General features: G+C 45.8%; 22 protein-coding genes. 13 read left to right on the top strand and 9 right to left on the bottom strand.

What is annotated here, in order from left to right; translation table 11 throughout:
* The first annotated feature begins 35 nt into the window (after positions 1-35).
* Both QUB25_RS18890 and QUB25_RS18885 read left to right on the top strand, forming a co-directional pair.
* On the top strand, positions 36-1,238 hold the full coding sequence (locus tag QUB25_RS18890; RefSeq protein WP_333062636.1) for an EAL domain-containing response regulator: 1,203 nt from the start codon (positions 36-38) through the stop codon (positions 1,236-1,238).
* A 53-nt stretch (positions 1,239-1,291) separates the two neighbouring features.
* Positions 1,292-2,140, top strand: coding sequence for a prohibitin family protein (locus tag QUB25_RS18885; RefSeq protein WP_333185082.1), 849 nt, complete (start codon positions 1,292-1,294; stop codon positions 2,138-2,140).
* A 136-nt stretch (positions 2,141-2,276) separates the two neighbouring features.
* On the opposite strand, the gene QUB25_RS18880 is transcribed toward QUB25_RS18885, so the two are convergent.
* Complete coding sequence (locus QUB25_RS18880) at positions 2,277-3,191, bottom strand: LysR family transcriptional regulator (protein WP_333185080.1); 915 nt, start codon at positions 3,189-3,191, stop codon at positions 2,277-2,279.
* Positions 3,192-3,583: 392 nt separating this feature from the next.
* Here QUB25_RS18880 and QUB25_RS18875 point away from each other — a divergent pair, with 392 nt between their 5' ends.
* The 9 genes from QUB25_RS18875 (at position 3,584) to QUB25_RS18835 (ending at position 10,953) form a co-directional block, all read left to right on the top strand.
* Positions 3,584-5,023 (top strand): APC family permease, encoded by a 1,440-nt coding sequence (locus tag QUB25_RS18875; protein ID WP_333185078.1) that lies wholly within the window; start codon positions 3,584-3,586, stop codon positions 5,021-5,023.
* A gap of 275 nt (positions 5,024-5,298) precedes the next feature.
* Positions 5,299-6,003, top strand: a complete 705-nt coding sequence (locus QUB25_RS18870; RefSeq protein WP_333185076.1) for a cadmium resistance transporter — start codon at positions 5,299-5,301, stop codon at positions 6,001-6,003.
* 20 nt (positions 6,004-6,023) lie between these two features.
* The gene (locus QUB25_RS18865) at positions 6,024-6,686 is read left to right on the top strand and encodes a cadmium resistance transporter (protein ID WP_333062645.1); all 663 of its coding nucleotides are present in this window, start codon (positions 6,024-6,026) and stop codon (positions 6,684-6,686) included.
* Positions 6,687-7,225: 539 nt separating this feature from the next.
* Positions 7,226-7,891, top strand: a complete 666-nt coding sequence (locus QUB25_RS18860) for a hypothetical protein (protein ID WP_333062646.1) — start codon at positions 7,226-7,228, stop codon at positions 7,889-7,891.
* A 146-nt stretch (positions 7,892-8,037) separates the two neighbouring features.
* Entirely contained in the window at positions 8,038-8,460 is a 423-nt protein-coding gene (locus tag QUB25_RS18855) for a DUF202 domain-containing protein (protein WP_333037782.1), read from the top strand.
* Between the two features lie 15 nt (positions 8,461-8,475).
* Complete coding sequence (locus QUB25_RS18850) at positions 8,476-8,922, top strand: DUF202 domain-containing protein (RefSeq protein WP_333062648.1); 447 nt, start codon at positions 8,476-8,478, stop codon at positions 8,920-8,922.
* Between the two features lie 19 nt (positions 8,923-8,941).
* A complete protein-coding gene (locus QUB25_RS18845; RefSeq protein ID WP_333185072.1) occupies positions 8,942-9,178 on the top strand; it encodes a hypothetical protein in 237 nt (78 codons plus the stop codon).
* Positions 9,179-9,350: 172 nt separating this feature from the next.
* Positions 9,351-9,854, top strand: coding sequence for a hypothetical protein (locus QUB25_RS18840; protein WP_333185070.1), 504 nt, complete (start codon positions 9,351-9,353; stop codon positions 9,852-9,854).
* Positions 9,855-10,158: 304 nt separating this feature from the next.
* Positions 10,159-10,953 (top strand): sulfite exporter TauE/SafE family protein, encoded by a 795-nt coding sequence (locus QUB25_RS18835; protein WP_333185068.1) that lies wholly within the window; start codon positions 10,159-10,161, stop codon positions 10,951-10,953.
* Positions 10,954-11,181: 228 nt separating this feature from the next.
* On the opposite strand, the gene cysK is transcribed toward QUB25_RS18835, so the two are convergent.
* Both cysK and QUB25_RS18825 read right to left on the bottom strand, forming a co-directional pair.
* The gene (gene cysK / locus QUB25_RS18830) at positions 11,182-12,162 is read right to left on the bottom strand and encodes a cysteine synthase A (protein ID WP_333185066.1); all 981 of its coding nucleotides are present in this window, start codon (positions 12,160-12,162) and stop codon (positions 11,182-11,184) included.
* Between the two features lie 18 nt (positions 12,163-12,180).
* On the bottom strand, positions 12,181-12,618 hold the full coding sequence (locus QUB25_RS18825) for an Rrf2 family transcriptional regulator (RefSeq protein WP_333037797.1): 438 nt from the start codon (positions 12,616-12,618) through the stop codon (positions 12,181-12,183).
* A gap of 110 nt (positions 12,619-12,728) precedes the next feature.
* Here QUB25_RS18825 and QUB25_RS18820 point away from each other — a divergent pair, with 110 nt between their 5' ends.
* Positions 12,729-12,962: a hypothetical protein gene (locus QUB25_RS18820; protein ID WP_333037798.1), complete on the top strand. Its 234-nt coding sequence runs from the start codon at positions 12,729-12,731 to the stop codon at positions 12,960-12,962.
* A 343-nt stretch (positions 12,963-13,305) separates the two neighbouring features.
* Here the strand turns inward: QUB25_RS18820 and QUB25_RS18815 are convergent, their stop codons facing one another.
* The 4 genes from QUB25_RS18815 to QUB25_RS18800 form a co-directional block, all read right to left on the bottom strand.
* Positions 13,306-13,890 (bottom strand): Crp/Fnr family transcriptional regulator, encoded by a 585-nt coding sequence (locus tag QUB25_RS18815; protein WP_333063198.1) that lies wholly within the window; start codon positions 13,888-13,890, stop codon positions 13,306-13,308.
* An 87-nt stretch (positions 13,891-13,977) separates the two neighbouring features.
* A complete protein-coding gene (gene cysE / locus QUB25_RS18810; RefSeq protein WP_445251966.1) occupies positions 13,978-14,709 on the bottom strand; it encodes a serine O-acetyltransferase in 732 nt (243 codons plus the stop codon).
* Positions 14,710-14,865: 156 nt separating this feature from the next.
* Positions 14,866-16,809: an ATP-binding protein gene (locus tag QUB25_RS18805; protein WP_333185061.1), complete on the bottom strand. Its 1,944-nt coding sequence runs from the start codon at positions 16,807-16,809 to the stop codon at positions 14,866-14,868.
* Positions 16,810-17,025: 216 nt separating this feature from the next.
* Positions 17,026-18,057, bottom strand: a complete 1,032-nt coding sequence (locus tag QUB25_RS18800; protein WP_333185059.1) for a sulfate/molybdate ABC transporter ATP-binding protein — start codon at positions 18,055-18,057, stop codon at positions 17,026-17,028.
* A 517-nt stretch (positions 18,058-18,574) separates the two neighbouring features.
* On the opposite strand from QUB25_RS18800, the gene gltD reads away from it, so the two are divergent.
* Positions 18,575-20,059 (top strand): glutamate synthase small subunit, encoded by a 1,485-nt coding sequence (gene gltD, locus QUB25_RS18795; RefSeq protein WP_333185057.1) that lies wholly within the window; start codon positions 18,575-18,577, stop codon positions 20,057-20,059.
* Between the two features lie 288 nt (positions 20,060-20,347).
* Here the strand turns inward: gltD and QUB25_RS18790 are convergent, their stop codons facing one another.
* Together QUB25_RS18790 and priA are read right to left on the bottom strand one after the other, a co-directional pair.
* The gene (locus QUB25_RS18790) at positions 20,348-21,025 is read right to left on the bottom strand and encodes a transposase (protein WP_333185055.1); all 678 of its coding nucleotides are present in this window, start codon (positions 21,023-21,025) and stop codon (positions 20,348-20,350) included.
* Positions 21,026-21,137: 112 nt separating this feature from the next.
* Positions 21,138-23,699 (bottom strand): primosomal protein N', encoded by a 2,562-nt coding sequence (priA, locus tag QUB25_RS18785; protein WP_333185053.1) that lies wholly within the window; start codon positions 23,697-23,699, stop codon positions 21,138-21,140.
* Between the last annotated feature and the right edge of the window lie 78 nt (positions 23,700-23,777).

Here is a 23,777-nt window from a genome sequence, read left to right as displayed (position 1 = left end):
CGCCTATCAATTATATCGCTTTCAGGGAATGACGTATGAAAAAGATTCTAGTGATTGAGGACGAGCAAGTAATTCGCGAGAATATTCTCAAACTCCTCAAAGCTGAAGGTTTCGACGTGAGGGGTGCAGAAAATGGAGCACAAGGTTTATATGCGGCAGTGTCAAATGTTCCCGACGTGATTATTTGCGACGTGATGATGCCAGAACTTGACGGGTATGGGGTGCTGATGGCCTTGCGATCTAATCCTGTTACTGCTACAGTACCTTTTGTTTTTCTCACCGGTAGAGCCGATCGCTCTGAAATGCGACAAGGTATGGAATTGGGAGCAGATGATTACCTGACTAAACCTTTTAGTAAAGCTGAACTGGTGGGCGCGGTATCGAGCCGTTTGAAAAAACAAGAAGCTGTCGCAGAACAGTACAATACTTTGCGATCGCAAAGCAGCGAATTTATCCAAAATACTGCCGACAAATTAGAGCAGATAAGAACCCGTTTGTGCAACGCACTGGAACGAGAAGAATTCCAAGTTTACTATCAGCCGCAAGTCAATGTCCAGACAGGTAAGATTATGAGCGCAGAAGCTTTAGTGCGCTGGGTACATCCAGAAAAAGGGCTAATTTCGCCTGCAGAATTTATTCCCCATGCCGAAGAAACTGGCTTCATTGTAGAGTTAGGCGAGTGGGTTTTGCAGACAGCTTGCCAGCAAATGCAAGTTTGGCAAAATGCTGGTTTTCCGCTCCGAATAGCTGTGAATCTGTCGCCACGCCAATTTCACCAACCGGATCTCAGCAGCAGAGTTGCCCAAATTTTAGCAGAAACTGGTTTGGAAGCGAGCAGTTTGGAATTAGAGCTGACAGAAAGTTTGATGGTAGAAGATGCCGAAAGTGCGATCGCGACTTTGCAACACTTGAAAAATTTGGGAGTTTGTATATCTCTTGACGATTTCGGAACTGGGTATTCTTCTTTAAGCTATCTGACGCAATACCCTTTCGATACTTTAAAAATAGACCGCTGTTTTATCAGCAATATCACCGATGGCTGCACAAATGCAGCGATTGTGAAAGCTATTATTGAAATGGCGCACAGTCTCTGTCTTGAGGTTATTGCCGAAGGAGTTGAAACAGAAACCGAAAAAGATTTTCTCTGGCGCTATAAGTGCGATATAATGCAAGGATATTTGTTTAGTCCTCCTTTGGCAGCAGCGGATTTTGAACAGTTGTTGAGGGCCGGAAAATAGAATACCTATTAAGTCAATATTGAGCAGACAATTAAGTGCGATCGGGGTGAAACATGGTTTTAGAATCCAGCAGTAACGTTGACACACTCAAACCAAGAAGCAATAAAAAAAATAATGATGTTTACATAGCTGTTAAACTAGCTCTATTGATAGTTTTTTTAGCTATTTTGTCCAAATTTTTTGTCATTGTCAACGCTGGAGAAAGGGGCGTGGTGATGCAGTTTGGTAAAGTGCAAGAACAGGTACTCGGAGAAGGAATTCACGTAATAGTCCCCACAGTTTATAGTGTAAAAAAGTTGAGCGTCAGGGTGCAAAAACAGGAAAGTTCCGCTGAAGCCTCCTCAAAAGATTTGCAAGATGTTTTCACGGATGTAGCGCTAAATTGGCATATTATCCCAGAAGAAGCAAATGCTATTTTTCAACAAATAGGTGACGAAAAAGAAGTCGTGGCTCGCATTATAGAGCCGGCGGTTGAAGAAGTATTAAAAGCAGTTATGGCAAAATACACGGCTGAAGAAATTATTACTAAACGGGGAGAAGTTAAAGCCGCAGTCGATGATTCTTTGACCTTGAGGCTGGTTACATATCACATTGCCGTTGACGATATTTCTTTAGTACACGTTCACTTTTCGGAGCGGTTTAGCGAGGCGGTGGAGGCGAAACAAATTGCCGAACAGGAGGCAAAAACAGGGGAGTTTTTAGCGCTGAAGGCAGTAAAACAGGCAGAGGCTAAGGTGAATTTAGCCAAGGGAGAAGCCGAAGTGCAAAGGTTGCTGCGGGACAATTTGACTCCGGAACTTTTGGAAAGGCAGGCTATAGAAAAATGGGATGGGAAATTGCCGGTGATTGTTGGTGATGGGGGTAAAAATTTATTGGACTTGAGGAAATTGGTTGAGAGATAATTATACTCCTGGACGCACGAGTGGGGAGAAACCGGGTTTTTTACGAAAATACACGGCGTTTAGCTTTTTATGTTGGTAAAAAAACTGGTTTCTTGAGTATTGGTGCGTAAGTGATCAATTAGCAATTACCAGCACCTTAAGTTAATATCTGTTCAAAAGCTTTAGTAATTGCCGTTTGAAAACGCTGTCGGTGCTTCAGTTTTAAAACTGGTTTAATTATTTCAAAACATACATTAGAACTTGGTTGGCTATCTATAATTTTAATCGCTCGTAGTGTAGATAGCTGCAATTCTTTTTTTACCATCAATTCAGGAATAGCGGCTGCACCTGTGCCACTTTCCACCACTGCTTTTACCATTTCACTGCTATTCAAAACTAAAGTTACATTCAATTCATTGGGATTAATGCCCCAACTTTGCAAAGCTTGTTCCAACATTTGCTGAACTCCAGAACCAGCTTCTCGCATCACCCAATCCGTTTCCGCAATTTCCGCTAAACTCACATCTGCACGTTCAAACCAAGGGTGAGATTTGCCAACTACAATCAGCAAGCGTTCGCTGCCTACAACTTCTTCTTCCAGAGTGATCTTAAGCGAAGCTTTGATGTCTCCCGTCACTAAACCCAAATCAAATGTTCCCGTCGCCGTCCCCGCACAAATTTCTTCGGCATTTGCCAAAGTACAATTCACGCAAATACCAGGATATTTTTGTTTGAACTTGCTAAGTTTATCAGGCAACCAATAATTGCCAATGGTCAGACTGCAACCCAAGTTTAAATCGCCTCGTTGCAAGTCGTTCAACTCCCGCAAACCTCTCTCAGTCAAAGCAACTTGGTCGAGAATTTTCTGAGTTTCAACTTGCAGCAACTTCCCAGCATCTGTGATTTCGATGCGGCGGCCGATGCGGTGAAATAGTTTTACTCCGTATTGCGCCTCTAAGCTTTGGATTGTCGCGCTGACAGCGGGTTGGGTGATGTAAAGTTCCTCGGCTGCGCGGCTGAAGTGCAGGTGTTCCGCGACAGCTAGAAAAACTCGCAGTTGGTCAAGCGTCATTCCGGCCATGCTGAGTACCCTTTTACTAAATACAGTTATTTTTTGAGATTAAAATCTCTGGCGACTAAACTTTGACTTGAACTTTTCGATCGAGTCTCTGGTACAGATTGGAATTCCCCAAAAAGCACGGTTCCCAGCCGGTATTTGAAATTTACTTTTAAGGTCAAGGGTTTGAGCTTTTGACGACAGATAGGTCTGCTATTCCAACAGTTCTTCTCGGGGTGGCACTGCATCACTTGTATTTATTAATTCGATAAAAAACAACATTTGATTCTACCCCTCAAGAGCCTTAATGTGATACTTAAGCTTCTAACGCAGGGCCCCATGCTGAAGCAGCACCGACAAGTTTAAGCCGATCGCCAAAAGTCGATCGACAAAAAGAGAGAAGATAAATGACCAAGAAAACGCAAAAAAATCACAGTCCCCACGGCTTAAAGCCGGACTGCCTCTCCTTCGGGGAGGTTTTAGCTCAATCCTTTGCCGTCATTGCACCTACAACGATACCAGCATCTAATATAGGGTTAATTGTCGCTCTTTCGGGTAACGGGGCTTGGCTGAGCTTTCTCATCGGCTTGATAGGCCTAGTATTTGTCAGCATCAATATCAACCAATTTGCCAGCAGATCGGCTTCTGCAGGTTCTCTTTATTCTTATATTGTTAAAGGACTAGGCCCGACTGCCGGCGTAATTTGCGGCTGGAGTTTGGTACTGGCTTATCTATTTACTGCGATGGCCGTTTTGTGTGGTTTTGCCAACTTTACGGGTACTTTCATCGGTCATTTAGGCATCCATCCCTCACCTATTACGCTGTTAGCGATCGGGGCGGGCGTTGCTTGGTATGCAGGTTATAAAGATATCCAACTCTCAGCTATGGCGATGCTGTGGCTGGAGGGGGCATCAGTGGCAGCGATTTTTATCTTGGGAATTATCATCTGGGCGCACAAAGGTTTTGCCCTGGATATGTCCCAATTAACTTTGGAAGGCGTAACTCCCGGCAATATAGCGACGGGACTTGTATTAGTAATGTTTGGTTTCTCTGGTTTTGAAAGTGCTACATCTCTGGGCGACGAAGCGAAAAAACCCTTAAAAAATATCCCCAGGGCTGTCATGGGCAGTGCTGTCATGGCAGGCTTATTCTTCATTTTGATGACTTATATTGAGGTTTTGGGTTTTAGCGGTACTGGAGTTTCTATTACTAATAGTGAAGAACCTCTGACTTTTCTGGCGCAACAAGTGGGCATGGGTTGGCTGGGTGAGTTAGTGGCTTTCGGCGCTTTATTTAGCTTTTTTGCTTGCGTGCTCGGCAGCATAAATCCAGCCGCGAGAGTGTTTTTTATGATGGCGCGCCACGGTTTGTTTCACTCTTCATTAGGTGTAGCGCATTCATCTAATAAAACTCCCCACGTTGCAGTAACAATGTGTACATTCGTGACATTTTTGGTGCCTGCTGTGATGTCTATGTTTAACATCAAACTGTTCGATTGTATGGGTTATTTGGGGGCAATTTGCAGCTACGGATTTTTAACGGTATACATCTTGATTTCGATCGCCGCTCCGGTCTACCTGCACAAAATTGGTAAATTGCGCCTGCAGGATGTGGTGTTCTCGGTGGCGGCGATCGCATTTATGATGATTCCGATTGCCGGTAGTGTGGGCATTCCAGGCAGCACTATGTTCCCAGTTCCCGAAGCTCCTTACGATGCGTTTCCTTACTTGTTCTTGATCTACTTGGTGCTTACTTGCGGGTGGTTTTTCTTGCAGCGGCGGCGCTATCCTGGACTTGTGGGTTCAATGGAGCAAGGTATTGACGCAATTCATGCCAAATTCGAGTAATAAAATGCGATTTACGGCGGTGTTCGATTCAAAGCAGTCCCCTTTGACAGTGAGCGTTTTTGATTAGCAGTTACCTGTTCGCAGTCAGAATCAATAGTTTTTAGCAACGGGCTTTTTACTGAGATATTGCAGCATTGTCAATAAGCATTTCAAAGGCGTTGCTCTGCTCAACAGCCCACAATAAAATTTAATTTTTGTGGAACGAGCATCTTGCCAGTTCCGAAGATACGAACCAAGCAAGTACAACGAAATAAAAAATCGGAGGAGACACAGAAATGAATGAATTACTAACAGCAATTTCTACGGCAATGACAGCTTTTACGGCTACGAATCTAGACGATATTCTGATTCTGCTGCTGTTTTTCTCGCAGGTGAATGCAGTATTTCGGCGCAGGCATATCGTCTTCGGTCAGTTTCTGGGCTTTACTGCACTGGTTTTGGTTAGCCTTCCGGGGTTTTTTGGTCGCTTAATCTTTCCGCCAGATTGGATCGGAATGCTGGGTTTGCTGCCAATTGCGATCGGGCTTAGCCGCTTGCTGAATCCAGAAACTGACGATTCGGAAGTTGAGGCCGAATTAGAGCAATCTGATAAATCTTTTTTTAGCAGTTTTCTGTCTCCTCAAACTTACAGCGTAGCAGCGGTGACGGTGGCAAATGGGGGCGACAATATCGGGATATATGTACCGCTTTTTGCTAGCAATACTTTAGAAAGTTTGGCGGTGATTCTCGGCGTATTCTTCGCGATGGTGGGCGTTTGGTGCTACGCTGCTTATCGGTTAATTCAGATGCGGGCGATCGCGGATACTTTGACTCGCTACGGCAATCAATTAGTACCTTTTGTTTTAATCGGATTGGGAATGGCGATTCTGGTGAAAAGCGGCACTCTGGCAAGCCCAACTTTAAGTATAATATCTTTAGTGGGTTGCGGTTTCTGTTTGATAACTATGAGCAGAAGTAACGCCAGCGAAACGGAAGTTTAGAAAGATTGCAGGGACAGCACATGAATTGGATTGCAGCAGCGATTATTGCCGGGATTACATCTTTTGCCGCAACCAATATCGACGATATGGTGCTTTCGATGCTGTTCTTCGCCCAGGTAAATGATACTTTCCGCCCCCGGCATATCTTTGTCGGTAAGTACCTCGGATTTGCAGCACTTATCGCTGCTAGTTTGCCCGGTTTTTTTGGCGGTTTAATTGTGCCGAAAGCTTGGATTGGCTTGCTGGGTTTGCTTCCGATCGCGATCGGCATCAGTCACTTAGTCAAGCCAGAAAATGAGGAAAATGACGTACAAGCAGTATCGGGCGAATTTAACCGTCAATCCAACTCATCTGCTGTGTCAAAACTCGCCAATCTTTTCAATCCCCAAACTTTGAATGTGGCTGCGGTAACAGTGGCCAACGGGGGTGACAACATCGGTATTTATTTGCCGCTGTTTGCTAGCAGCGATTTGCCGAGCTTGGTGGTGATTTTGGCGGTTTTCTCGGTGATGGTAGGTGTTTGGTCTTATGTCGCGTACCGATTAACTCGCCAAAGGGCGATCGCCCCTATTTTGACGCGCTATACCAAGGCTGTTGTCCCTTTTGTCTTGATTGGTTTGGGAATATTCATCCTGATTGAAAGTGGTAGTTATCGGCTGCTTCCGCCATTTCAATCTAACTAATGCTCAGCCAATGTTCTGCTACTTTCATCCCTCTATAGGTAGATAATTTGCCATAAGTCACAAGTCCTAACTCATCACTTTTTCCTTAACAATTGTTTGCTTAAAAAATGCGCTAAATTGTTTGATTTTAATCAACAAATATGCTAAGTTAATAATGAAGTGAGTGACAAAGCTAAAAGCAGCTTCAAACTAATTTAGCCTCAAGTATTCACGAAACTTAAAACCATCTTTTAAGCTAGCCAATTGCCCGACTTAGGCAACAATATACCTCTTGTCTCAAGAAATCCTGTAGTGGTGAATCAAAGCGAGCTAAAAACTTGACGATGAATCCCTAAAAGCTCGCCCTATCGCTTCGCCACTACCCCACGCAGAGCGAATTTGACAATAGGTATCATGCAAAAAAAACAGATTTTTTGCTTCTGCAAAATTTGGTTTATCAGGCAAACCCGTTAAAGAGATATCGTTTTTGCCTAAGTCCTAAAATAGCAAGCAAACAGAAAGTTGGAAAAAACCTGACAATCGAGAAAAGGAGAAAAATTGTGAAAATCTTCAAATTTGTTTTAGTGCTCTTGGTAATGGTCGCCAATTTAGTATTCGTTCCTCCCTCCTGGGCCGACGCTCCAAAAACGCCGAAATATGCGAGCAATCCCGATTACATAGAGGTGACTGAAGCTCTGAACACTCTAAAGGCAGCGAAAGACGCACCCGATACCGCCCAGAATTATACCCCTGAGGAACTCCGGAAAAAAATCGCTCAATTGGAGTTTCAAAAATACACTTTAGAAACGGGAAAACCTTGGGGTCAGTGCCGCAACGAAACCGGAAAAACCCTGGCTGTCTACGGCCCGAAACGCAAAAAAGCAGCGGAGTCTTCTTACGAGAATGCCCTTTATTTTATAGCTGACGGCCAAACAACTGAACATAAATGGGATTGCGATGGAATTTATCTACCCAGCGATATCAAAGCAACCGATTTAAGGGCGACCGATCAACCTTCCGAAGAATTGACTGGCGGTCTAGCTGTTAAGATAGTTGACGGAACTCAAGTTGTAGCCAGAGCTAATCCCGATACGGGGGCTGTAGAATTCAACGTTCCTACTGCTAAAGTTTTCCAGCCTGGGGATGCGAATTGGTTTGTTCCTGATGTGACTCAGGCGTACATAGATACGCAAGTTCCCAACGCACCTACTGAGGAAAATGATTAGGTTTGGTGAAGTTGTAATGTGATCGCCTGTGTAAAGCCCGTTGCAACGCAAGAACCCGCCGGGGAGCGATCCCCGGCGGATAATCGTCCCAGAGAAAATATATCGGTTTACCTTCTTATTTCCAGTTAAAATTAAAAGGTTGATCTATGCTATTAAATTGGAAATCCACAAAAGTAAATACAGAAAAGACTAGGCGACCAAATCCGTCTCGGGTGCGGGATCACTTGGCAAACGAGCGCACTTATTTAGCATGGATGCGGACAGCAATATCGTTGATGGGTTTTGGCGTAGTTATCGTGCGCCTTCGCACCTTTCATCCCCCTCTACTCCCAACTCCCGGCAATGGCTGGAAGTTGGGTTTGCTTTTTTCAGCAGTGGGTTTGCTGACGGTGTTATTCTCAACTAAGCACTACTTTGGCGTCCGTCACGATATCGATTACGATACTTATGAACCTACCGATCGCTGGGTAATTCTTTTCAGCCTCGCGATCGCCATCCTAGGGGCTGGGGTAATTTATTATATGTTCACCGTTCCTTCTAGCTCATTTGGTTTGATGGCACCTGAATAATGGTGGCGGTTTAATATGAATATTAAAGAGTTCGACCGCGTGCAATTATCGTTCAAACCGATGCAAGTAGATGATGAGAAACCAAAGCAGCAAAATCTGTCGCGGGCGATCGATCGATCGGCAAATGAGCGCACCTTCTTAGCCTGGATGCGGGCCGCGATCGCCCTCATGGCTTTTGGCGTCGTCATCATCCGACTTCGCGTCGTGCAAATGCCCGTAGATTACCGTCAGGCGATGGGGTGGAAGTTGGGTTTAATCTTCTCTCTAATAGGTTGGGTGACAGTCTTAATCTCAACTGTGCATTACTTCACCGTTCGCCACCAAATTGACCACGATACCTACAATCCCCCAGACGCCATGGTTTTATTTTTCAGTTTCGCTGTGGGCTTATTGGGAATTGGAGTAATTTATTCGATTTTGGCAATCGCCCTGAGCCCAAGTAGTTCTGTCATACCCGATTGATTGTCAACAGGAGTTAATTATGAACAGCGATACAGTTGCCACGATCGCTTCCATTATCATCTTAGGTGCTGCTATCTGGGCAGCATTCGTAGTGCTGGAGACTGTCGCGAAAATAGTCCCTAAATTGCTGGGCGTGACAGTCGCGATCGGGCTTTTGCTCGTTTACCTGCAATATTACTGGGGCATCGATACTGCATATCTTTGGCAAACTGTCAAGCATTTGCCTGAAACTTTCAATTTCTCGATCGGCGCTTAAGTCATCACCAGCCAGCATTCTCAACAAGCTCTCCCGGATAGATATTTTTGTACCGGGAAAAAACTAGATTTAGCCGATTGCCCCGGAAATACGGTAACTTTATCGACTTACTAGACATAACTGATTTGGGCTGTTAAACTACGGTAAGTCGATCGAGTAATGAGCTATTAACGTGGAAAACGCTAAAAAAGTCATTGAAGAGTACCAGCTTGCAGGACAACTGACCCAACAGTTGCCAGAAGCTAAGGGCTTTAACGAAGTCTGGTTTAAAAAGATCCGAGGCGGGTTGCTTCTGGCAATTGGATATTTGCTATCACCCCTGTGTTGGTGGAACGACATATTTTTCAATCTGCCAATTGCCTACGCCTTTGGGTATATCTGTAGTTGGCTTTCCCCAGACTTACTATTTCCTTGCACGATTGTCGGCTACTGGCTTTCCAATATTGTGGGAATTCTGTTGATGCAGCTAGGAACTTTAGATGTTTTTACAGACAAACCCAAGGACAAAAACCTCAAAAAAGAGTTATTGACGGGTTTAGTATCATCAACCGCCTTCACTCTTGTCATTGTGGCATTGATTCATTTTAATGTTCTCGAAACTCCCGATTTCTTTGCCGGCCAGCAGTCGGTTAACCTCAGCTCTGCTTTACCTGTGACGCTCGTCACTTCAAGGTAGAACGCCGAATATACACCCCATAAATGAATCCAGGGTTTTTCATCAGTTACACAGGTACATATAAGAAAATCAGGGAGCTTTGACACTACAATTTCTGTAGTCTTGTTTATTTGCATTTACTTACTTTTACCAATAATATTGTTCCTGAAAACGCGGCTAGTCAAAAGCCTTGAAAAGACAAATTTTTGGTAAGACTTATTGAAATGCAAGTGAGATTTAGCCTGTGTAGCTGTGTTGTTGTAGCCGCCCAAGTTATCTATTTGTTGGTTGGCAGCGCTTAAATACACAGTTTTTGGGCATAACAGTGAACTACTTATTACTATCATTTCTCAGCTTTTTTGTGGGCATTATCGTTGGTTTGACCGGAGTTGGCGGAGCCTCGCTCATCACCCCAATGTTAATTTTTGTTTTCCATATTCCAGCATCAATTGCTATTAGTTCGGATGTCGTAGCTGCTACACTGATGAAAGTTGTTGGTGGCTTCAAACACTGGCAGCAAAAGACCCTCGACTTGCAAATAGTTAAGTGGTTGGCTTTGGGCAGCGTGCCCGGTTCGCTGACTGGCGTGTGGATTTTACACTGCATCAAATCCAGCGGCAGTCAGGACTTAGACAGCATATTGCTGCGTGTTCTTGGAGTAGGGATCGCCCTAATTGTCGCTTTATCGCTGACCCAATTAGTGGTCAAAACATTTTTCCCTAAGTTTAAATTGCCTGCAACCCCAAAATGGGACTTAAATACTAATTATGGCCGTATTTGTACTGTGAGTGCGGCAGCAATTTTAGGCTGCATAGTGGGAATCACTAGCGTGTCTTCCGGTTCGATGTTTGCACTGTTGCTGATTGCTTTTTTCCGCCTGGATACTTCTAAATTGGTGGGTACAGATATTTCCCAGGCGGCAATTTTGTTGATGTTTACATCTCTGGGACACCTCAGCCTCGGAACAGTAGACTGGAGTTTAGTATTGCCAATTTGGTTGGGTTCGGTGCCGGGAGTTTTGGTAGGTGCTAAATTCTGCCAAATTATGCCTCAACGCCCGCTAAAGTTTGTTATTTACGGAATGTTGGCGATGGCTAGTTGGAAGTTGTATCAAGTCTGAAAAGTAGGCTAAGGTCAGCAGTATTGCTGTCAACAAATATGCGCTTTCGGTGCAGTCCGGCAGGGGTTTAAACCCCTGCCTCAAAGCTGAAGTACTCTGAAGAGGACTATTAACTCATTAGTCCTCTGAAGAGGACTTTCGCTTTGAGCCAGGGAATTAATTCCCTGGCGGTCTTTCGGGTTAAGCTGATAGCAATGTCGCTGTAATGAAGCTCGCCCCTACTACTATTTAATAATTGCTGACTAATGATTCGAGTTCGCGGATCGTCGGCAATTCTAAATCTTTGAACAAGGCTGTACTGAGGTAGCGTTCGCCATAAGAAGGCTGCACAAAAACTATCAATTTTCCAGCATTTTCGGGACGCTTGCCGACTTGAATTGCGGCACACAAAGCGGCGCCGGCAGAAATTCCTGACAACAATCCTTCTTCTCTGGCAAGTCGGCGGCTGTAAGCGATCGCATCTGCGTCGCTAACTGCGAGCACCTCATCAATTAACTCTGGTTTCAACACTTCCGGGATGAATCCTGCACCAATCCCTTGAATTTTGTGAGCACCAGATTTGCCTCCCGAAAGCACGGGGCTGCTTGCGGGTTCAACTGCAATTACCCTAAAACTAGACTTTCGCGGTTTAATTACTTCAGCAACTCCAGTAATCGTACCGCCGGTGCCAACTCCAGCAACTAAAAAATCTACTTTACCCTCTGTATCTTCCCAAATTTCCTCGGCCGTTGTTTCCCGGTGAATTTTCGGATTAGCGGGGTTGCGAAACTGTTGCAGCATGAAAGCGTCGGGGGTTTCTTCTACAATTTCTTCCGCACGGGCGATCGCGCTTAACATCCCTTCATGTCCCGGAGTTAATTCCAACTGAGCTCCGTAAGCTTTCAGCATCGATCGGCGTTCCGTACTCATCGTATCCGGCATCGTTAAAATCAGACTGTACCCTTTCGCCGCTGCGATCATTGCCAAAGCAATTCCAGTATTGCCTGAAGTCGGTTCAACTAAAATAGTTTTACCCGGTTGAATTAACCCCGCATCTTCTGCCGCCTGAATCATGCTCGCTGCAATCCGATCTTTCACCGAAGCAGCCGGATTCATCCCTTCCAATTTGGCCACAATTTGAGCAACTACTCCTTCGGATTGGGGAATTTTATTGAGCTGAACTAAAGGAGTTCTGCCAATTATTCCTGTAACATCCTTAGCAATTCTCATGGCTTAATTTCTCTCCATTTAAATGTAGTACATGGGATGTGCTTGTTTGCGAACATCCCGCTGTTCGCACAAATCTTGTAATGTATATTTCCCCAAAACAGACCAAGATGCCTGTTGAGCTTCCTGCCATATTTCTAGCACCGCAGTTTTTTCTATTGTTACAGATTCCGAAACTTTTTGGGTCGGACCGCTGCCGTCGCCTTCGAGTGTCGAAAACACCTCTAGCAAAGTAATCTGCCAGGGCTCTTTCGCCAGCAAATAACCGCCTTTAGCACCCCGCAGACTCTGGACAATACTTGCACGCCGCAGCACGGCAAGAATTTGGTCTAAATAGCGTTCCGGTATCTCTTGAGAAGCAGTAAGTTCGCTTACTGTTAGGGGCGAATCCTTCGGGTGGTGGCTCGCCAGTTCCAAGAGGGCTAACAGGGCATATTGTACTCTAGAAGATAGTTCCACATTCCCCACTGGCGATCGAGTTTAAATTGTACATTATATAATAGTACATAATTCCGGTAGGTATACAGGTGTTAGTATATTTTTATTACAAAAACGGTTGGAGAAATCCCGTGAGCAACGTAAATGTAGGTTTAAGCTGTCGGCATTGTCGGTATTACGAGCAGCACGGGCACAGGGGCGGAAACTGCCTGATGCTCGGCGTGGGGGTACAGGGTGGGTGGAAAGCTTGCCCATTCTTGGTTCCACCCTTTGCACCGTCTTGGGAAGACCCAGAAGCGGGTAGAGCAGGAGAGTCTCAAATGTTGCAGGGAGCGAGTATATTAAAGGCAATACCGCCGCCTTAAAGTAACTATTAAGTAGGTAGGTGGATATATGCTGTCTCATCGTTAAGTTTATTCATACTCACCTACTTAAGGGTAGTCAACAGGTGCGAGATATCGCATCTGTCGGCAGTGAGAAGAAAGAAATCAACCCAAAGAAAAAAGCAAGTGCGATCGTCGCCTTTGCTTTTGAACTTATTGACGAGTCGATGAGAAAACTTAATTAACGCCAATTCGATACAAATTATCTGTTGTCTAGAAAACTCTGAATTGGCTCTAATATCGCATTGTCACCAAATAAATTCTTTTGCACCGCATTCCTATCACCTACATCGGCGCTCGTAAAATATTAACAGTTAATAACCTTTTATATTTCGTAGTGCCACACCTCAGAAGGTTGCAGAATAATCCGGTGGAGTGGCAGACGATCGATCAAGCCTTGCTGCTCAAAATGACCCAGGGTGCGAGTGACAGTTACGCGACTTGTACCGATGATTTCTGCAATGTCCTGATGCGTTAAAATCATATCGATCAGATGTCCTCGCTCTACCTCAGAACCAAACCTCTTAGCCAGCCAAGTTAATAGTTGATAGAGCATAAAATCAACTCTTTTGTAACCTCGCATTACCATAAAGTCTTCAGCCTGCTGAATGTGATTGAGCAAAATATCTCTATTTAGCCAGCGATCGCCCGATAGTAAAATTGCCTCGACTTTAGTGAGGCATTCAATTTGAAAAGGATCGCATTTTGATATCGCTTTGCCGATCGTATCACCAGGCCCCCACAATCCCAAGGTGATAATTGTGCCATCTTCAAGCCACGTTACAGTTCGCACTACTCCACTTTCAATTCGCCACAGAGCATTGCTTCTGTTGGGCAAGTGCGAGCGGCGAGAAAATATATGTCTGCTGGTTTCATCAAAAGTTTTAGTGGAAAGAGAAGCAATAGTCATAGCGAGTTACTTAAGGAACCAAAGTTAGTCTGTACAATGGCAGCAGGATAGTGTTGCGGGGAAAAATCTATATAAATTGAAGCTTTACTAGATTCCTGCACCGTCTAAAAACTGTGTAATAAATAAATCAGAAGACAGGAATAATTCATTTTTTTCTTTTTCTGCTTGCTCTAATTGAGTTGCTTTGTTCGGAGAGAGTTGAGATTTCAAAAAAGCAACTTGATCTTCTAAATCCTTAATTCTATCGAACAAAGCTCGAATAGCTTGAGCTTCCAAATCCGGTAGACCTTGAGAATTTTGAGCATCTTCCACCTGCTTTTTCCGAGAGATAATGCGGCCGGGAATTCCCACAACAGTGCAATCGCTAGGGACATCCCGCAGCACCACCGAACCCGCACCAATCCGAGCATTATTGCCAATTTGAATATTGCCTAAAACTTTAGCACCCGCTCCCACCACTACATTTTCTCCCAGCGTCGGATGCCGTTTTCCTATTTCTTTACCCGTGCCGCCAATGGTCGCTCCTTGATAAATTACAGCATAATCTCCAACGATCGCAGTTTCGCCAATTACCACCCCCATGCCGTGGTCGATAAACACGCCCCTACCAATTTTCGCGCCTGGGTGGATCTCAATACCTGTTAAAAAGCGGCTCAGTTGGGAAATCAAGCGCGGTACAAACGGCAGGCCAGCGGAATAAAGCCAGTTTGCTGTCCGGTGCAAAAAAAGTGCTTGCAGTCCGGGATAGCAAAATAATACTTCCAGCCAGTTGCGGGCCGCGGGGTCGCGTTCGTAAATAATTTGCAAGTCACTGAACATATTTACTCTCGCCGTGTTTGGGTTATACAGTATCGGCAGTGCCAACGGTTTAAGCTGCATAAAGCAGTATTGATTGTGGCATTATTACATATAATACTATAATCCGACCGAATTACAGTAGTTAATGAGAAAAAAATTTTTCTTCCCCAGCCCTTTCTAAGCTGCCTCGGATATTTTCCTCGAAACAAACGGTACAGCTTGTCTGACTTCTTGCCGCAGCGGAATCTCGATCGAGAATTCCGTCCCCAATCCCGGCGTCGAATCGCAGCGCAGCGCACCCTTGTGCTTTTCTACGACAATTTTATAGCTGATGGACAGTCCCAATCCTGTCCCTTTTCCGACCGGTTTCGTCGTAAAGAAGGGGTCGAACAGCCGTTTTTTGACATTTTCTGCCATACCGGGGCCGTTGTCAGATATCCGCACAATTATTTTGTCAGGAGTTGAATATTCTGTGGTTATGGCGATCGCGATCGGATTGGCTTTCGCTGCTTTGGGCCCGCGATCGAGGTTGTAACTCTCAAGGGCGTCGATCGCATTAGCCAGAATATTCATAAACACCTGATTTAATTGTCCGGCATAGCACTCTACTAAAGGTAAATTGCCGTAGTTTTTAACAATCTCGATCGGCGGGCGATCGCCTGTAGCTTTCAGGCGACTTTGCAGAATTAGCAGAGTGCTGTCAATGCCTTCATGGATGTTGACAGGTTTCATTTCGCTTTCATCTAAGCGAGAAAAATTCCGCAAAGATTGGACTATTTGAACAATGCGATCTGCTCCTATTTTCATTGAGGACAGCAGTTGCGGCAAATCTTTCCTGAGAAAGTCAAAGTCAGCCTTTTCTAAATACTCTAAAATTTCCGCCGGAGGGGATAAATAGTGTTTTTGGTAGAGTTTTACCAACTCCAACAAATCGCTAGTATATGCGCTGGCGTGGTGGATATTGCCGTAAATAAAACTAATAGGATTGTTCACTTCGTGGGCGACACCAGCGACTAATAAACCCAAACTAGACATTTTTTCCTGCTGAATCAGTTGACTTTGAGTTTGCTGCAACTCTTGCAAAGTTTGTTCTAGCCGTTGAGATTTAGCCGTGCGTTCTGCTGCTATTTTTTCAATTAGAGCGGTATAATTCCACAAGCTCATTAGATAAAGTGTCGCCGCCAAAGTTAAGATTGTCCCAAAAATTAAAACAGTCAAAGAACGCCAAAATCTTAGAGGATTAATGTACTCTGGCGTTAGCCGCAGTTGCAGCAACCACCTGCGATTTTCAATATTGAGAATGCGGGTGCAACTGCTGCCATCCGGGCAGTAAGCTCTTTCCCCAATTTGGAGTTGATTTTTAATGTTTTCGTCGGTGACGATCCTTTTAGTCTTTGCTTCGTAAAAAGCGAGAAATCTTTCTGCTTCAGGAGCCATAGCATCTTGAAGATACACATTAACAAAGTTGAGTTCAGTTTCCTGTAAAGCTGACTTAACAATAGCATCGACGAGCAAAATTCCCAAAGCAAAACCTTTCAAATTTTCTGGATTTCTAGCAGGTAATTTTTGTGACCATTCGGCAGTATCGCCAGCAGAAATTTGACTAAAAATTGGCAGAAATACGAAGACGCTTGGTTGATTTTGTGAAGACAATTTTTGGCGGTCAGTCGCGATAATTTCTTGTCTTTTGACGGCTTTTTCTAACGCTAGCCGGTTGGCAGTCAAATCTAAACCTAAATCTATTTCATCAGTCAGGAATTGCGGAGAGTCAGAAACACTGGGCAGCCACGCGATCGCCTTCAGGCTCGGATGGCGGTAGAGGGCAGAACCCACAAATGTCTCCATTTCTGGTTTTTTAACGCCGTCAAATACGCTGTAAAATGCTCCTGCAGCACGAATTATTTCTAAATTGCCGCTAACATCTCTCTGAATGTCTGTAGCTATTTTGTCCAGTCGGTCTTGCAGTTCGGCTTGCATGGATTTGTATTCCCAATTGTACGCAACTGAAGAGGCGATCGCAGACAGTCCAAATCCTGCACAAAGTGTTAATCCTGCCTGGAGGTAACGGCGATAACTAAGTAAAGTGCTAGTTGCTAAATTCTTGAATTTGTTAGCAGTCATATTCTTCACCTATCTTTTTTCTAGTTCTTCCAGCCTCTGCCTGGGGTTTCTCGTTTTTCTCGTTCTCAGGCTTTGCCTGGGAATGAATTTCAGGAGGCTTGGCCTCCGGTTTGGAGCCACGAGACAGCATTACCAGGCACGAGCCTGGTAACGATGTGGGAGCAGTGTTTTGTAGAAGCGCCCGGATAGTATTTTGAGTAAGAAGCAGTCGCTGATTTAAATTGAATAAGCAGGAAAAGTCATGGCGTGTTTGGGCTTGACGTAAACCTGCTGATCTCGCGTTAACTGTAGAGAATCGAAGCGCTCGCGACTGACGTAAGCTGTTACTACCTGCTCGGATTCTAACACTAACTCGGTTTGTATTTCCCGCCCTAAATGAATGATGCGGCTGACTTTTGCTAATGAAAAACCCGACTCCGGCTTAGTTTTAATTTCCACGTCGTGGGGGCGCAAAAACACTAATTCTGAATGAGCGGCACCATTATGGCGAGGCGTTGGGGCGTGGCTGGCAAACAAACCCGCAGCATTAGAGAGTACATTGACAGGCCCAATAAAACTCATCACAAAAGCTGACGCCGGTTTGTCGTAAATTTCAGCAGGAGTGCCAACTTGTTCGACTCTACCTTTGTTCATGACCACAATTTCATCGGCTACTTCCATAGCTTCTTCTTGGTCGTGAGTCACAAAAACTGTGGTGATGTTAACTTCTTTGTGAAGGTTGTGCAGCCACGATCGCAATTCTTTGCGGACTTTAGCATCTAATGCTCCAAAAGGTTCGTCTAGCAGCAGCACTTTTGGTTGAACTGCGAGAGCTCTCGCCAAAGCAACCCGCTGCCGCTGGCCGCCGGAAAGTTGCGAAGGATAGCGATCGCCCAAACCTGTCAACTGCACTAAATCCAAAAGTTCCTCAACCCGCCTGCTAATTGAACCTTTAGGAACTTTGCGAATTTCCATCGCAAAGGCAATATTTTTCCGAATACTCATGTGTTTAAATAAAGCGTAGTGCTGAAACACAAAACCGATATGCCGTTCCTGCACCGACTGATGAGTAGCATTTTCACCGATCAGGTAAATCTCACCGCTGTCCGGCGGTTCTAGCCCCGCGATCATCCTCAGCAGAGTCGATTTCCCGGAACCGGAAGGCCCCAACAGCGCGACTAAAGAGCCCCTTTTAATTTCCAAATTCACGTTGTCAATTGCGTGGAATGAGCCGAAGTGTTTCGATACGTTCCGAATTGTAATGCTCATGAGTTTATTTACCTATTTTTGGAGTTCCAAAAGTAAACTCCGCTTATCTGACAGATTTACAGTAGTATATCCTGAAAATAATATTTTGCAAGGTCTGTAACTTTTTGTATAGGATCTCGATGCCCTCCTGATGGGGACTGCGTTTCAAAGTTGAGGCTGGCGGGCCGTCCGAGTTAAGCCGTCAGCGTTTCGAGATGTGGCTGTAGCGGTAAATGCGATCGTTCCAGAATAAGCAATGCTGAAATTACGCAGAAACCGGGTTTGATGGACGAAAATACTGCATCAAAACCTTTAAAACCTTTAATCCGCGTAAAAAACCCGGTTTCTTTGCTGTCGCTCTATATTTTACGTCTGCCGACAATTCCCCGACTCCCGGCGATATTGAAGATTTCAGGTAGGAATTGCTCAATCTGAGGTGCGATCGCCCACAATTTATATGACAATAGTTAGTTCATAAGCATACAGGCTTCAGCTTTGACAAACTACCACAATAGTAAATTCTAACCAGAACACCACTATGGGAAAACCAACAGGCTTTATCGAATTCTTGCGCGAATTGCCCTCTGAACTCTCACCAGTCGAGAGAGTCCACAACTGGGACGAATTTCACCTACCGATGGAGGAGGATAAACTCCGCACCCAAGGCGCGCGCTGCATGGATTGCGGCATTCCGTTTTGCCACACGGGCACAATTATCAGTGGCATGGCAAGCGGCTGCCCCATTAACAACCTCATCCCCGAATGGAACGACCTCGTATATCGCGGACTCTGGAAAGAAGCCCTAGACAGACTCCACAAAACCAACAATTTCCCCGAATTCACCGGCCGCGTCTGTCCCGCACCCTGCGAAGGCGCTTGCGTGCTCGGCATCAACAACCCGCCGGTCACGATTAAAAATATCGAAGCCGCAATTATCGATAAAGGCTGGGATGAAGGCTGGATTACCGCCGAACCACCCGCCAAACGCACCGGCAAAAAAATCGCCGTTATCGGTTCGGGGCCTGCAGGTTTGTCCGCCGCCGCGCAACTCAACAAAGCCGGTCATTGGGTAACAGTATACGAAAGAGCCGATCGACCAGGCGGCCTGCTAATGTATGGCATCCCCAACATGAAGCTAGACAAAGAACAAGTCGTGATGCGCCGCCTCAAAGTCCTCGAAGACGAAGGCGTGACATTCGTCTGCAACACCGAAGTCGGCAAAGACTTACCAGCCGAACAACTGCTAAAAGAATACGACTCCGTTGTGCTCTGTACCGGCGCCACCAAACCCCGCGACTTGGACATCCCCGGCCGGGAATTAAAAGGCATCCACTTCGCAATGGACTTCCTGACAGCGAACACCAAAGCACTTTTAGACAAGAGCACCAACGATAACTTCATCTCCGCCGAAGGCAAAGATATCGTGATCATCGGCGGCGGCGACACCGGCACCGACTGCGTGGGTACATCCATCCGCCACGGCTGCAAAAGCCTGGTACAGCTAGAAATCCTGCCGAAACCGCCCTCTGAACGGGCGGCCAACAATCCCTGGCCGGAATGGCCGAAAGTCTACCGCCTCGACTACGGCCAAGAAGAAGCCGCAGCCAAATTCGGCGACGACCCGCGCGGCTATCTCACCACGGCGACCAAGTTCGAGGGCGACGAAAACGGCAATGTCAAAGCTGTGCACACCGTTGAGGTGGAGTGGACGAAAAACGAGAAAGGCCAGTTTATTCCGAAGCACATCCCGGGTACGGAAAAAGTGTTGCCGGCACAGCTTGTGTTGCTAGCGATGGGCTTCCTCGGCCCGGAACAGCCCTTGCTGGATGCGCTGGGATTGGAACGGGACGCGCGCAGCAATGTGAAAGCCGAGCACGAAAAATATACAACCAGCATTCCAGGAGTTTTCGCGGCTGGTGACTGTCGCCGGGGACAGAGTTTGGTTGTTTGGGCGATTAATGAAGGGCGCGGCGTGGCCCGGGAGTGCGACCTTTATCTGATGGGGAGCACTGATTTGCCTTAGCCCAAGCGGGAGCGGGTTTATTAGATTGTTGGTTTCTAACATAAATGGTTGGTAAAACCCGCCCCTACGATCCGCTGTAGGGGCGGGTTTTACCAACAATATTTGATGAATACAAACAATCTATAAAAACCCGCCCCCACCCAACCAATAACCCAGATTAACCTGATGTTTGATCGCATAAAAAAATGTAGATTCGGATTTACCGTTGGGCGGGGCGGGTTTATTATATTGTTTTTTTAGGCATAGAGGGTTGGTGAAACCCGCCCCTACAAATCCATCGACATAATATTACAGGACGATCGACTGTATATAAGATTTACCATTCCATTCGATCGCCAATGGACTAGATTCATTAATTTTGACTGAAGTATGAGGATACAATTCATCTTTTCCCCACAACAAAGGATTATTAATGATATATTCGCGAATGGCCAATAATGATTCTTCATTGCGGATGATATGTTCGTAATAACCGCGCTGCCATACCGATACGCCACTCACATATCGAATTTGGTTAATTCGCCGTGCTGAAGATGTTTTCAAACCCCGCACAATTTCCGACAAAGGATGGATTTTTGATTTTATCAGCCCCAATTTATGTGATTCTGTATAATTTGTTTCTGAGCTGCCTTTCAAAACAATAATTCCATGAAGGTGATTTGGCATCACAATAAAATTGTCTAATTCTACGTTTTGGTAACGTTTGGGAAGAAGACTCCAATTGAATAAAACAGTTTTACCATAGGGACTCAATTGCATTTTATCATTAATAACTTCGCCGAATAAACATTCGCGCTGCCAACTGCAAATAGTGATAAAATAAGCGCCGGGAGTCCTATAATCATATCCTGGTAGGCGAATTGAGCGGCGGTGGTGTTTGTTGCGATCGTATTTCATAATTTTGTCCCCATAAAACATTTGTTCGTTGGGCGGGGGCGGGTTTATTAGATTGTTGGTTTCCGCCATAGATGGTTGGTGAAACCCGCCCCTACCAGTTATCGTAGGGGCGGGTTTTACCAACCATATTTGAGGCTGACTAACAATCTATATAAACCCGCCCCCACCCAACCAATAACCCTCAACCAAAATTCAACGGATCGACATCAATAGTTAAACTAACAGAACGCGGCGTGCGATCGCGCAACCCGATCAAATCCGACAAATCCACCGACTCATCCAAAGGCAACTTCAGCAAAATCTGCCACCGATACCGATTTGCCACCCGCATAATCGCCGCAGGTGCAGGCCCCAACAACTCACACCCCGGTACAGACAATCGCTCCATATACTCCTGACAAACAGACGCCAATTGTACCGCCGTGACCGCCACTTCTGCTGCATCTACACTGCTCAACCGCAACAAAATCAGCCGCCCCGAAGGAGGATAATTCAGCGCCGCTCTTTCTGCTAATTCGGTTTCCACAAAATCTGCATATTCGTGCCGCCTAACGGCTTGAATTACCCGGTGTTCGGGAGTGTAAGTTTGAATAATTACCCGCCCCGGATCGTCGCCTCTGCCTGCACGGCCCGCGACTTGAGTTAATGTTTGAAAAGCTCGTTCGCTTGCCCGATAATCCGATAAGTTCAGCAACCCGTCAGCAGACACAACTCCCACCAATGTGACTCCAGCTAAATCTAACCCTTTGGTCAGCATTTGCGTACCCAACAAAATATCAGCTTCCCCATTAGCAAATTGCGTTAACAATCGGCGGTGATCGCCCTTATTTCTAGTCGTATCGCTGTCAAATCGGATTGCCCGCAATTCGGGAAACAATCTCGTTAATTCCTGTTCGACTCGCTGAGTACCGCTGCCAAAGTTTTTAAAGTAAGGAGAACTGCATTCCGGGCAGTTTTGGGGGTGTCGTTCCGTGTGGTTGCAGTAGTGACAGCGCAATATTTCTGCGGTTGCTTCGCCGACGTGGTGATAAGAAAGCGAAACATCGCAGTTCGGGCATTCCATCACATAGCCGCAACTCCGACAAGAGACAAAGGTACTGTGTCCTCTTCTGTGAATAAACAGGATACCTTGCTGTTGTCTTGCTCGCAATTGTTCCAGCGCATTTTGCAGGGAAGCGCTGAAAATTGAGCGGTTCCCTTGCCGCAATTCTTGGCGCATATCGACTATTTCCACAGGCGGCATCGGGCGCGAATAAATGCGATCGGGCAATGATAAATAATGGATATTTGGTAACGAGTAATAATCTCTTCGCGTCCCGACAAAAGTCTCTAAAGCTGGCGTTGCGGAACCTAAAATTAAGGGACAATTTTCTAATTCGGCGCGCCATTTGGCAACGGTGCGGGCGTGGTAGCAGGGGGCTGGTTGGTCTTGTTTGAAACTGCTGTCGTGTTCTTCATCGAGGATAATTAAGCCGAGGTGAGGTAAAGGAGCAAAAATGGCCGATCGCGTGCCAATGACAATTTGCGGGGTTCCAGTCAGCATCTGACGCCATGTATCGTAACGTTCGCCGTCGGATAGGGCGCTGTGGTACACGCAAATTTGCTCGCCAAAACGGGCCCGGAATCTGTCTGTAAGTTGCGGTGTGAGACCGATTTCGGGAACGAGTACGAGGGCGGATTTGCCGCTGGCTAAGATGGGGGCGATCGCCTGCAAATACACTTCGGTTTTCCCGGAACCTGTAACGCCGTGCAGCAGCACTTGACGAAATCCCGAAAAAGAGTTAATAAACGCTAAGGCTTGAGCTTGAAAATGAGTTAAAGTTTTTGGTGCATCGGGCAATTGAGAAATTCCGCGATCGCGCCTGAGAACTTCCCTTTGATCGATGACAACGCTACCTTTTTGTTCCAAATTTTTGACAACAGAAGAACTCGCGCTGCAAATTCTCAGCAAATCGTTCATCCACATTTCACCGCCACCGCGCCGCAAAACTTCCAATACTTCTTGTTGCCGCTTGGTTAAATCTGCGACAAACGCACTAGCAATTAATGTCACTGCCGGTTTGAGTTGTGGTTTGGGAGGATTGGGCGGTTCTAAATAACTTTCTACCCAACCGCGTTTCAATAAATCTTTCAATCCCCGATAACTTCCCTTAACTTGGCGCTGGAGGTATTGCCAAGTGTAATCGCCGTTTTTTTGAGCTTGCAGCAATTGCAAAATTTGACTCGCGGCGGGATTGAGAAATGTTTCGGCATTCGGAGAAATAGCACTTTTAATTAACCGAATTCGGCGCACGGAACGGCTTAACAAACCGGGTGGCAGCGAGGCTCTAATTACTTGAATTAAAGGTGTGCAATAATAGGTGGCAGTGCGTTCGAGCAATTCCCAGTAAGTCGGTGGGAAAAAGCCCGTACTGACAACATCTTCGACATCTTTAACCCGCGCCGGATCTAAGTCTGGCGGCAGTTTAGAAATGAACCGAATCGCGATCGCGCCTACCTGTTGACTTCCAAAGGGTACACTCAAAATATCCCCTGGTTGCACGGTAAGTTCCGCAGGTAAACGATAGGTAAATAACTTATTTTCCTCCCCAGACGAGTCCCCCGCAACCCTGAAAGGAGAGTCCACCAATACCTCGATCCACTCTGCCCGCACGGTGGGGCGCTGTGGCGGTTCGCTGCTGCCGTAGGATGCCCCGGCCTCTGCCGCTATAGGGGTTGACAAACCAAAAGTGACAGTAGACATAGGGTTGCACATCAAACTAGGAGGAGCCGCGGTCAAAGGGAGTTTTCATTATCCCTCAGTTTAGCTCGATCGATCGAT

Origin of the sequence: Microcoleus sp. B3-D7 (assembly GCF_036705305.1) — a bacterium.
Classification (GTDB): domain Bacteria; phylum Cyanobacteriota; class Cyanobacteriia; order Cyanobacteriales; family Microcoleaceae; genus Microcoleus.
Note: the sequence above shows the minus strand (reverse complement) of the source record. Positions and strands in the feature narration are given on the sequence as shown.